Annotated in this window: 12 protein-coding genes; 1 reads left to right on the forward strand and 11 read right to left on the reverse strand. The window is 41.2% G+C overall.

Annotated features, from left to right (window positions below; genetic code table 11):
* Positions 1-3 precede the first annotated feature (3 nt).
* From ACFFHF_RS19220 to ACFFHF_RS19270, 11 genes are all read right to left on the reverse strand, one after another.
* Positions 4-1578: a hypothetical protein gene (locus tag ACFFHF_RS19220; protein ID WP_377058842.1), complete on the reverse strand. Its 1575-nt coding sequence runs from the start codon at positions 1576-1578 to the stop codon at positions 4-6.
* 33 nt (positions 1579-1611) lie between these two features.
* Positions 1612-2346, reverse strand: a complete 735-nt coding sequence (locus tag ACFFHF_RS19225; protein WP_340901988.1) for a pilus assembly protein TadG-related protein — start codon at positions 2344-2346, stop codon at positions 1612-1614.
* Positions 2336-2722, reverse strand: coding sequence for a TadE/TadG family type IV pilus assembly protein (locus ACFFHF_RS19230; RefSeq protein WP_340901987.1), 387 nt, complete (start codon positions 2720-2722; stop codon positions 2336-2338). Before ACFFHF_RS19230 ends, ACFFHF_RS19225 begins: the two co-directional genes overlap by 11 nt.
* A gap of 26 nt (positions 2723-2748) precedes the next feature.
* A complete protein-coding gene (locus ACFFHF_RS19235; protein ID WP_119706414.1) occupies positions 2749-2952 on the reverse strand; it encodes a hypothetical protein in 204 nt (67 codons plus the stop codon).
* Between the two features lie 460 nt (positions 2953-3412).
* Positions 3413-4351, reverse strand: coding sequence for a type II secretion system F family protein (locus ACFFHF_RS19240; RefSeq protein ID WP_160548006.1), 939 nt, complete (start codon positions 4349-4351; stop codon positions 3413-3415).
* Between the two features lie 3 nt (positions 4352-4354).
* Positions 4355-5287, reverse strand: a complete 933-nt coding sequence (locus tag ACFFHF_RS19245; RefSeq protein WP_377058843.1) for a type II secretion system F family protein — start codon at positions 5285-5287, stop codon at positions 4355-4357.
* Positions 5284-6624, reverse strand: coding sequence for a TadA family conjugal transfer-associated ATPase (locus tag ACFFHF_RS19250; protein ID WP_377058844.1), 1341 nt, complete (start codon positions 6622-6624; stop codon positions 5284-5286). Before ACFFHF_RS19250 ends, ACFFHF_RS19245 begins: the two co-directional genes overlap by 4 nt.
* Positions 6625-6630: 6 nt before the next feature.
* Positions 6631-7758, reverse strand: coding sequence for a CpaE/TadZ family protein (locus tag ACFFHF_RS19255; protein WP_160548009.1), 1128 nt, complete (start codon positions 7756-7758; stop codon positions 6631-6633).
* 51 nt (positions 7759-7809) lie between these two features.
* On the reverse strand, positions 7810-8427 hold the full coding sequence (locus ACFFHF_RS19260) for a CpaB family protein (protein WP_160548010.1): 618 nt from the start codon (positions 8425-8427) through the stop codon (positions 7810-7812).
* A gap of 35 nt (positions 8428-8462) precedes the next feature.
* Positions 8463-9152, reverse strand: coding sequence for a hypothetical protein (locus ACFFHF_RS19265; RefSeq protein WP_377058845.1), 690 nt, complete (start codon positions 9150-9152; stop codon positions 8463-8465).
* Between the two features lie 59 nt (positions 9153-9211).
* Entirely contained in the window at positions 9212-10552 is a 1341-nt protein-coding gene (locus ACFFHF_RS19270; protein WP_377058865.1) for a VWA domain-containing protein, read from the reverse strand.
* Between the two features lie 436 nt (positions 10553-10988).
* Here ACFFHF_RS19270 and ACFFHF_RS19275 point away from each other — a divergent pair, with 436 nt between their 5' ends.
* Positions 10989-12170, forward strand: coding sequence for an MFS transporter (locus ACFFHF_RS19275; RefSeq protein WP_377058846.1), 1182 nt, complete (start codon positions 10989-10991; stop codon positions 12168-12170).
* The last annotated feature ends 2 nt before the right edge of the window (positions 12171-12172 follow it).

A 12172-nucleotide genomic window follows, 5' to 3' on the forward strand; every position in this document is an offset into this window, starting at 1 on the left:
TAATTATTGAATGGGTGCAACAGTGTGATTCTTCGGGTTTTGTACTTCCGTTTGTTCTTGATTAGTTGGATTTAAACCATCCTGGTTTAAACTACTATTATTTTCTTTTGTCTGATTATTTCTAGATGGATCAGGTTTTTTGGGTTCTTCTATTGGTTGATTTGAATTACTCTTGATAGTATCCTCTACATAATTATATATCTCAGGAAGCTTTTTGGTTATTTCTTCCGTTGTCTTTATTACAATTTCGGCAGGTGCTTCAACTGTAAATACCTTTTCCCATAGCGGACCGAATACCTTAAGTGATATTACGGTAACTCCTGCACCAATTGCAAAAGTTTCTAGACTTAACCATCCTTCTTCACCTTTAAGTAGATCCCCAAGCATATTTTCCATTCCACCATAAATACCCAGACCTGTTACTACTTTCCAAGTTAAACTAGCACCATTCATTAGAGCCCCTAATAGTCCCCCAGAAATAGCACCAATACCAGCATCAATTAGAATACTAGTTAGAGAAATCGGTTCTTGGGAAGTATATAAACTAATAAGACTTCCCATTGTTGATGAAAATGCCCCTGCCACAAAGCCAATCCCTGCTTTTTTGGCAATCGGAGATTGTTTTAACCAATTCCATCCAGCAATAACCTTCCCGCGAACCCAAGGAAAAGCAGTTGTTCGCACCCAGTTCATCCCAGCAGTAAATTTCGTACGAACAAAATTCACCCCAGCCGTAAACTTGGTTCGGATGAACGGAAAAGCAACGGTTCTCGCCCAGTTTACACCCGCTTGCCATTTGCCGGTGATCCACGGAACCGCTGTATTTCTAACCCAGCCTTGGACAGCTGGCCAGGCGGTTGCTCGTAGCCATCCCCAGGCAGAAGCAAAGGCACCAGAGGCCATACCCAAATATCCAAGAACTCCTCCAACTGTCGAGCTTCCTAATGCCCCCCAAAAGCTGTAGTCATCTCCCGCTATCCACTGATAAATAAAACCTCCAGCGATGGCTCCTACTGCGATGACCGCTACAACAGCAAGAGAAATCGCTCCAACGACACCAAGTGCCGCCAAACCAGCCAAAACAGCCACTATGACTACCGTTGCAATCACTGCAGCAATAAGGGTCTGTGCCCATTTATTACGATCTAGCCAATCTCCGGCCTCGTTCCATTTCTGATCAATCCAGTCTCCCGCTTCATTCCACTTTGTATCAAGCCAGTCTCCGGCTTCATTCCATTTTGTATCAAACCAATCAGAAACATCCGAAAAGACTTCCTCTGATGAATCTAGGAAATCATTCCACTCGTTGCTGATATCTTTCCCAATTTCACCCAATTGGTCTTTCCAGTCTGATCCAACATCTACTACCTTATCCCAGGCTTCTTCCCACCAAGGAACATCCTCTCCACCTCCACCGGCGGATTCATCTGATCCATCGCTAGGATCTGTTTCATTAATTCCTCCATTGTCGGTGATTACATCATCTACATCTGCGATGACCGACTGCAAAGGAATGAATAACAACATCCACAGGGTACAAAGAGTGAATAGTATTCTTAGGTTTTGTCTATCACGCACCTATCCAGTCCTCCTCATCTTAGTTTATAAGATTTAACTACAAGATATGTCGAATCCAGCAGGTTCGCCAATTCGTGCTGAAGACTCTGAGCTGATAGCTGGCACACCCTCATCTGATACAGTTGTGTATTTCCCCTTCCTGTCGGTTTCCACATACATCCGAAACTGATCAGGTATAAATTGAAAATCTATGACTCTGTCATTATCGTTTTTCTCAGCAAACTTTTCCGCTTCTTCTCTAGCCTCATCTAAGTTGTCCCGTACTGCTTTACAGGACATATCACTTACTTCCGCATCGCTAAAAAAGAACTTCATCGCTTCCTCTGCCTCTACACTCACACTATGGTTAAGGAGCCAACGCTCAATGGATCCCGGCATATTTTTGCCTTTCTGCCTCTCTACCATTTCAATAAAAGCCCTTAAGAGCTCATCTGTTGTAGGTGCTGGAGGAGGCGTTTCTCCTTCAGCAGGCGGTTCCCCTGGTGCATTCGCTGCTTCTAAAAAATCCTCCCAGCGTTCCCCAAGCTCATCGAGTTCCTCTTGCGTTTCTTCCTTCAATTCTTCCCTCATGGAGATGGTTGAAGATTTTGCTGCCGCGAGCGCCGCAGCATCTGCTCCCGTTTGCGTGACGCGCTTGTTCACAAAGATCGTGGAAAAATCAAAAAAGATGATGGCCAAAAAAAGAGCAGCGAGAACCATGCCAACCATAAACACGGTTGTTCCGCTGCCTTTTTCATTTTTCAAATGCGCATTTAGTCTAATCCTCATCTGGCTTTTCCTCCATAGGCATGACCGCATCAACGGTAAAAGTAAAGTCAATATCCGCTATTAGAGGAAGCTTAACAATAGGAGCCTTTACATCAAGGATGACCTCAGCTTCATCTGTACCAGGTCCTCCCCTAACATCAACAATTTTGATGCCAGCTGCTGACTTTCTAGCTACTGCCTGCCACTCGCCATCATGAATAGCAGCAGCCCTCGCTCCATCCCTAGCAGCCGATTCTGCTACTACTAACGAAAAAGAAATGAGCCCTATCTGCCATATAAGGAGGATCGATAGGAGCATAAGCGGAAACAACGCTAAAAATTCAATTGCTTGTGAGCCACGCTCATTTTTTACATATGCTTTTAGCAATTTCCTCATGGTTTACTCTCACTCTCTATGAACTCTTACATTCCACTAATCCATTCAGATAGTTTTGCAGTTATCGCTTTCCCGATTGAAGTATCTCCGTCAATTCCAGCGGCAATCACACCCATAATCGCTAAAACTACTAAACCTAATGCGACCCATTCAAGCGCTTGAGCTCCCACTTCATTATTAACATAACGATTATAAACACCTGTGACCTTTTTCCATGTTTTCTTCATCATTATTTTTTCCTCCCTAGTAATCTTTGTTTTTTTATTAATTAAAGGCTCTTTTCTCATAAATTGTTGTTTTAGAATTAATTTTACCCGTTGATTCCCGCACTTATCGGTTGGCGGTCTACGTTAAGCATGCGATCTGAAAAATAGATGGAGAAATTCCGCTTAATAGTAATTAGCATAGAAAAATAGCTTAAATAGACGGATAGATTCCGACTATTGACTCGAAAAACAGCGAAAATAGGAGACTTTGCATGTTTAACCGGAAAACCTCCGTTTATATACCCCCGAAACGAGCTCCATTCTGCACTTAACGGGAAAATCTCCGTTTATTTCGCTGGTTACAACCGCCTGTGGGTTCTCTCCTGCTCCATAGTTCCTTAGGAGTCAAGTGCCCTCGGCTCCAATAAACTCATACAAGATAGTAAATATTGAAAAAGCAACAAACTTTACGAAAACAGCCTAATTAAAAAAAGAATGAATCCAATCCAAATGCTTCTGGATTATAAATTATATTTAAGGCGAGCAATCCAACAATGAGTCCTAATACCGCTGGAGCGATAAAAAAGGTCGTGACCAATGTAATTTGCGGACTGGCCTTCGCTGCTTTTTCCTTTGCCAAGAAACCTCTTGTCGCACGTAAGTCTTCCGCCTGCAGTCGAAAGGTTCTCGATACGGGCACCCCAAGAGAGGTTCCTTGAATGAGTGCATTAACTAGAGAGTGTAATTCTCTAGAAGAATTCCTTTCTATCAAACCTTGGTAGGCACTTAGACGCGGAACCCCCAGTTCTACCTCTTTGTTAAAGCGGTCGATCTCCTCACTTAAAGGGCCTTTAAATTGTTTTGTCACTTGCTTGAGTGCACCATCCAGACTCACACCAGCGGATAACGTAACACTGACCGTATCAAGAAAGTCAGGCATCATCATGCTGATCAGCTCTTGGCGGTTTTTTGCCTTAATATACAGCCAAACACTTGGTCCTAAAAAACCACCAAAGATGGTTAGAAACATAATGGGAATTCCTAAAGGAAGCCCTAAAAAACCGTAAATGGTACCAAATCCTAACCCCATCATACCGAGCACGAAACGGAATCCGTAAAAGTCTTGAATTTGGAGTCCAAGTGGATATCCGGCCTGACCTAATAGCTTTTTGTGCTTTTCGATATCGGCAAAGTAAGGGTATTTAATTCCTACTGGTCCCGCTTGCTTTCCCCATCTTACAATCGGAGCAATCACTCGATCGATCAATCTACCCTTTTGCCTACTTTTCCCCTTTACATATCCATTGTTTTGTAAGAGGTTCTCTCGTTTCGCAATGAAAAGATACACATATATAAAGCTTATAAACAAGAAAAGCAGGATGATAATGAGCATGACCATTGAAAATAATCCGATAAATCTCATAGCTTACACCCTTATATTCGTAATTCTCTTAATAATAAAGAACGCAATACTAACAATTCCTGCGAAAATAGCAGACAAAATCATTCCAAATGGAGTAAAAAGAACATTCAAGAATCCCTTAATAAATAAATTCATCATCATGGCCATCAAAAACGGCATGAAAATGAGAATATAGGCGATTGAACGACTCTCTGCCGTTACGGTACGAATTTCTTTATGAACTCGACTGCGTTCCTCCAACGTTTCCGCCATCGTTGACAACACCTCAGCCAGGTTTCCACCTACCCGTTGCTGAATCAAAATCGTACTAACGAAAATGGTAATATCGTTACTTGGAACTCTCTCTTTAAACCCATTCATCACATATTCGAGACTATCACCAAGCTTCAGCTGATAATCCATCTGTTGAAACTCATTCTTACTCGGTTCCTTCACATCACGTCCGACCATTTCCATCGCTTGTGGAATCGTCTGGCCCGCTTTTATTCCGTTAGACATCATCCGGCAAATCTCAGGAAGTTGCTCATTAAAGGTATCCATTCGTTTCCCTTTTCGAGAGTTTAAAAAGAATTTAGACCCTAAGGCAACAATGACGTACGCAAAGAGAAATCCAATAAATACATATAGGCCTAAAATGAATACATTGATAAACGTTAATAGTGCTAAGAGAAGGATATAAATTCCTGTGTATTCAGATGGCTTCAGCTTTAAATCTGCCTGAACTAACTTCTTTTGTAGAGATTCCGATAACTCGGAGGAGTCAAATTTATCCCCAATCAAGAGAACAAAGCTTTTTCTTTCTGCTTTCTTTTCCTGTTCAAACCATGAATCGACCCGCTTTACCGTGTCACGAGCTTTTCTCCCATTGACAATGTAGAAAATCCCGGTGATAAAAGTAAAAATACTGCCTGATAACAACATCCATGCCGTACTCATCTGACTACACCTACAGCAAAGAGTGACTTAGGTACTTGAACCCCGTGTGAAACGAAACGGTCATACATTTTAGGAACATAACCGGTTGGTTTAAATTCACCTTTAATCGTTCCATCGGCTAATGTGGCCTGTCGTTCAAAATGGAAAATATCACGCATGGAGATTTCGCCATCTTCCTCCACCAGCTCAGAAATATGCACAATCCTTCTTTTCCCATCAGAAAACCTAGAGGTTTGAACAATTAAGTCCAGAGCACCAACGAAATAGCCTCTAATAACCTCTACCGTTAGTGGCAAACCAGCCATGATCACCATGGATTCCAGTCGACCCAGTGCATCTTTGGGACTGTTCGCATGGATGGTAGTCAATGATCCTTCATGCCCGGTATTCATCGCTTGTAGCATATCAATCGCTTCTGAACCACGAACCTCCCCGACAATAATTCGGTCTGGACGCATCCGGAGAGCATTTTTAACCAAATGACGAATCGTTACTTCCCCTTTCCCTTCCATATTCGGTGGCCTAGCTTCCAAGCGAACCAAGTTATCGTACGTAAAGCGAAGCTCCGCCATATCCTCAATCGTGACAATTCTCTCCCCACTCGGGATTGAATCAGAAAGGACATTCAAAAGTGTGGTTTTCCCACTACCGGTTCCACCAGATACAAGGATATTGGCTTTTGCCTTCACAGCGGCTTTTAAAAAGAGTGCCATCTCTTCTGAGAAGCTTCCAAAATTCTGAAGATCATCAAGCGAAAAAGGATCTTGTTTAAACTTACGAATCGAAATCGATGGACCATCCACACTGATTGGCGGGATAACTGCATTCACACGGCTTCCATCATGAAGTCTTGCATCCACCATGGGCGAGCTTTCATCAATTCTTCGACCCAGTGGTGCAATAATCCGGTCGATAATATGACGTACATGCTGGTTATCCTTAAATTTCACATTCGTCTTTTCGATCTTCCCTTGTCTTTCTATAAAAACCTCATCCGCCCCGTTAACCATGATTTCAGTAATACTATCATCTCGAAGCAAGCTTTCAAGGGGACCATAACCAACAGACTCATTGATGATTTGTTTGATAATCTGCTCCGTTTGATCCGCTGTAATAATCACTTTTTCCTCATTAATCATCTGCGTAACAAGGCGTTCAATGGTCTTCTTTCTCTCAACCGGCTGAAGTGTCGTAATGCTTTCTAAATTCGCTTCTTTAATCAGTCGATTTTTATAGTGTCTTACCCACCGGTCGACCTGTGATTGGCCAATATTCCAATCGGCTGGTGTTTGTTGTTTCGTAGGTGTTCGAACCGCTGCTTTTTCAATCCACGACATGCTTCATCACCCCTTTGTTCGCTTAACGAACTCATCCACGTATTTCTTCATGTCCTTTGTTACCTTGTTCGTGCCTTTATCCTTCTTTTTCTTAAAAAATGACTCACCCATATTCACGTCCGCCTGGATAGAAAAGAAGTCGGAACGCACTAGTCCATTCACATCACGATCAATAATCTTTTTAATATGTGATTCGTTTAGCTCTGATTTGGAGTGAACACGGTTGACAATCACAGAGAGCTCTTCATTTCTTCCAATTTGAAAACGATTGAATAGCTCGCTTGCATTTCTAAAAGCTCTCATCCCTAAACTATCTGGTGTTAACACATAGTGAATATGATTCGCTTCATTTAATCCAGTGAATGTCAGGTTATTAATAACAGATGGCAAGTCAAGAATCACGACATCATAGTTATATCTCGCTACACGGATTAATCTTGTGATTAATTCATCCGGAATGGCCTCCGCTTTCGTTGGATCCACTGGTCCCGAAATGAACGTTACTTGTGTTTCTTCATGTACGGTAGAAATGTTCAGAAGATGCCTCATATCCATCTCATCCATAACCGGAATTAAATCATAGTAGGAACGAAATGGCTGCGCGCCAAATAAGACATCCATATTTCCAAATTGCGCATTCAAATCAATCACTAAAACCTTTAAATCTTGGTGAATGCTAAATGATTGGGCAGCCATCGTCGCTAATAAGGTCTTCCCACTTCCACCCTTTGCACTGTAAAACGCATGAACTTGACCTGCTCCATAGCCTGCTTCCGTTTCTTTTTGAAACGTTAACTGCTGGTTTGTCACTTTCATCAAATCTAGCAATCTCTGTTTTTCTTCAGGAAAAAGAATGACGTCCTTTGCTCCACCAACTAGCCAGTTCCTTGCCTGTTCGAAATCGTCTTCACTAGAAAGACCAATAAGAACGGTTGTTGAAGAAATTTGTAGTTGTTGTGGAGAAACTCCACCATCTAAATCAACAAGAACATAATGGTAGTGTTGATTATCCTGAAAGCTCCTCTTCCACTCAGGAACAGCTGTAATTTCCATATTCATTTCTTCCATGAGTTGGTTGACTATTTCTATCCACGCATGGTTTCTCGAAATCATTAATCCTTTAAATGTACTCACCGTTTATGCACCTTCCCCAACGCAATGGTCCCTATCATATTGATTCCCTGGTCACCCTGCTGAAGCTTGATTCACTCGTAACACACGAAGCTGCACAGCTGAGTTTTGAAAATGAATGACCCGCTCAGCTTCCTCAATGGATAGAGCAATCTTTACTCTCGGGGCTCCTTCCTTAACCTCTTCTACCTGAACGACACGAATATTATTTAAAAAGCGTTCCGTAACTAAATTGTCATTTTCATCATTTCTAGCCACAACTAAATCAACTAAATCCCCTTCAGCAACCTCTTGATCAATAAGGACGGCTTCTGTCGCATTTAGCCATACCACACGCTCATTTTCAGGAATATCGAGTTTTTTCCTTACTAAAGAGCTTGTCAGCAAGTCTCCTTCCTCTATTTCCACTACCGAAATCGCTTCTTTTAATTCCTTTTCATCGGTAATAAACGATTCATAGGCACTCGTTTCTGGAAGCTCTACCCAAGTAATATCCGATTCCTTAATTTCTCTGTACGATCCGATATTTTTAGCTGCAGCTGCAACGGCTACGGTTTTACCTAGTTTTTTCTGCGCTTCTGTAATTTGCATCAAGATGACGCCTGCAGTGGCAACCGCTAATAAAAAAGATAATGTTAAAAAAATAATGGCCTTTCTCTTGGCATCAATCATTCTGGTCACTCCGTTACATTGGATGTAATCATTTCCTAAATAAAAATATCAATGGTTTCTGATTGTACTGGAAGGCTAATACCACTTAACGTGATGGTATGAACATGGCTTTCCTTTACAGATACTGGCTTGCTAGAAGCCATATAGATTGTTTCAGCAGGAGAATATTCGATTACCTTTGTTATTAATTCCTGCTTGCTTCCCTTAATGGCTTTCTTCGTTCCTTCACTTCCAAGCAAATAGTACATTTTAGTCGATGGGTTTTTTAATTGAAGATAGCGAGATGGGCTGTGTGAATGGAGATCTGACGTAATTCGAAAGTGTTGTCTCACTCCTCTTAAGGACATCATCACGTCTTCATAGGTACTCTCTTGAAGCTTTGTTAACAGAAAAAATACATAGCCCCGATTTTTGGTCCCATCTACAAGAAATAGCTTCTGATTGGGATAAATCCAATTTCGAATTCTCTTTATATCTCCTTGATTGGTCACATAAGGATCGTATATGTAAAGCAATTCATCGAACCCACTCATATAGCTACGTAGCTGGTCAATTCCTTCATCCATATTTACGCTAATGGCATTGAATTTTTGGGGAATAAAGGCTCTCTTTTTCGTCAAGTTTTCCTCCAAAGAGCGCCCCCCTTTCCCCGTAATCTTTTTAATCAAAACCTCAGGAAATAATTCGGTTGTAAAACCTAATGTCTCATCAAGTAAAATCTTCATCTTGATCCTCTCAACCTTCTTTTTCTAAATTTCTAGTTTTCTAGTCTTCAGGAGTTTGATCACTTCAGACTAGAAATCACTTCCTGATGTTTCGTGTTATTCTTTTCTCTTGCTTCCTCTTCTAGCTGGTTAATGTACTCTCTAATCGCTGTATGTCTATCATCAAGTATGCTTCGTAATTCTTCCGCTGCTTCAGGGGTAATTTTCTCTTGGTCCTCTAGTCGAGACACCGCCTCAAACAAGATATCTTTTTCCGAATCAGAAACGTCCATAAAGCTAGAGCCAAGATCTTCTATCCCTTGACCAATTTCTACTTTTTTCATATTTACCTTGTAGCCAACCTTTGCTTTTTCAAAGTTCCGTTCATAGCTGGCCCTTGCATCTTGTAGCAATTCTTCAATCGTATCGTTCAATTCCACATTCGAGTTAACGGTATAATACGTTCCATTTCCAGCTAATGCCGTTTCTTTTAACTGCTTCTGGCCCGCATCATCCACATCAAAACCGATAATATTCACTTTGACCTTTAAATCCGAGTTTGCTAGTTTTCTACCCTCTTCGATTGGGTTTCCATCACACGTCTCAATCCCATCACTTACAACAAAAAGGATGTTTTCAGACTTATCATCCGCTGATTTCTTTAAATCCTCATATGCAGCTGTAATGGATGCTGCAAGTGGTGTCCACCCACTTGGCTTAAACTTTGTTAGTGCCTGTTCAAAGCTAGCCTGATCATATGTATTGGCATCGTACATCATTTCTGTGCTCGAACATGATATTGCCTTGTCATTGTCACTCCCTGTACCCTGGTGTCCGTATACTCTAAGAGAAACTTTACTTGAAGCAGGTAGTCCAGAAGCATAGGTAGCAATAGCACGTTTGGCTAAGTCCATCTTCACTCCACCGGAAACTTGAGCATTCATACTTCCACTTGAATCTAGAAGAATGGCTACGTTTTTAAAGGATGGTTGTTCCTTTGATAAATCGTATGCTCCGTAGTCAGGAGTAAAATTTTTCAAGGAATCAAAAACGAGAGAATAATCTGCACCTATATAATGAATCAATCCATTATAAATTTCTTCTGCCTCTAAATCCTCCACCACTAAATCCTCTATGGCAGAACCCATTGGAAGTTCAGAATCAACATTAGAACCTGCTAAAGATGCATATAAGTCCTCTGAGTGGAGACCAGCTGGTTGCTGAACCATCTCTTCAGCTACAGTAGGTTGTTCCGGATACGTCACCGCTTCAACGACTTCCTTCTCTTCTTCTTTATTACTATCCTCACTAGCCGTTGTCGTTTCCTTATTCGGCTCTTCTTCCTGCTTTGTTTGCTCCTTGTTTGAACAAGCAACGGTACAACATGTAACGACTAATAATAGGAGGAAATGCTTAAACACTTTCAAAGACAAACCGCTCCTTCATAATTTCCTATATTTTGAAGTAATTTTTTCCTATATTATTTAGTAACACGTAGTGAAAACCCCGTCAAATGACCCATAGCGCTTTGTCGATTTTTGTCCGGTACTATCAAACTACCAAAATCTCAACTTCAAGACTTTTAACAGATACAAAGAACTAAAATCTTTATGAATCAGATGGGGTTTTCCTCCTTTTCTTATTAAAAAAAGACCCGTCCATTAGGAATAAATCTTCATTTTACAAAAAAAGTTAAAAATTACCCTGTCCCAGTGCGAGAAATTTGTCGAATGAAATCACACATAGTATAAAACCACTAAGAATATCCGAAGTACTTTTAAGACTTTTATCACCTGCAATCTTAGAGTTATAATAAAGAGGAAAGAAACAAATGAAACCTATTGGAGTGTATTGATTTTGGAAGTTAAGAAAGCGTTGCCTATATTATTTGCAGTTATGTTTCTAGTCATGGTAGGGTTTGGGATTATTATCCCTGTCATGCCGTTCTACGCGGAAGAATTGGGAGCTTCCCCTACTCAGCTTGGCTTATTAATGGCGGTTTACTCGCTTATGCAGCTATTCTTTGCGCCTTTTTGGGGGAGAATTTCTGATAAAATCGGTCGGAAACCAGTCATTATGATTGGAATCTTTGGACTGGCGGTCAGCTTCTTTTTAATGGGCATGTCCTCCTCTTTATGGATGTTATTTGTAGCGAGAATCATCGGGGGAGTTTTATCAGCAGCTAACATGCCAACCGTGATGGCTTATGTGGCAGATATCACTTCACATGAGAACCGGGGTAAAGGGATGGGAATCATCGGAGCTTCCGTAGGACTCGGATTTATTTTCGGACCAGCTATTGGTGGGATTTTTTCAAAAGAAAGCTTACACACGCCCTTCTTTATTGCAGGTGCATCATCTGTCCTAACCTTCTTGCTTGTTTTGTTTGTTTTAAAAGAGTCACTATCAAGTGAGCAGCGTAAAGAAAACCTACATAAAAAGAAAGAGTCCATCTTTTCAGCCTTAAAAGGACCAACATCCATTTTGTATATCCTACAATGGTTTGTCACCTTATCCTTAGCAGGTTTGGAAGCCACATTTGCCTACTTTGCTTTTGAAAAAGCCGGGCTCGAGTCAGCTCAGCTTGGTTACGTATTTATGATTATGGGGCTTGCGGGTGCCATCGTTCAGGGTGGACTAGTAGGAAGGCTAACAAAAAAATGGGGAGAAGGAGCGGTTATCCAACTCGGAATTTTGATCTCTGCCGTCGGCTTTTCTTTAATTTTACTCATTGATAACTTTGTAACCGCAGCAATTTATTTAACTGTTTTTGGGGTTGGGAATGGATTTATTAGGCCAAGTGTCTCATCATTGCTAACGAAGACATCAAGTGCAGGACACGGAAGTACTACCGGATTGCTCTCATCCTTTGATTCACTAGGTCGAATCATTGGCCCACCACTTGGAGGATGGCTATTCTCGGTTGCTATTCCACTTCCATATGTGTCTGGTGCCATTCTTTCACTTTTAGCCCTAATTCTATACCAGGTATATAAACGAAAATCACCTCAATTAGAAACAAGAGTTCCCCTTTCTTAAGT

The organism is Robertmurraya beringensis (assembly GCF_042433785.1).
GTDB classification, from domain to species: domain Bacteria; phylum Bacillota; class Bacilli; order Bacillales; family Cytobacillaceae; genus Robertmurraya_A; species Robertmurraya_A beringensis.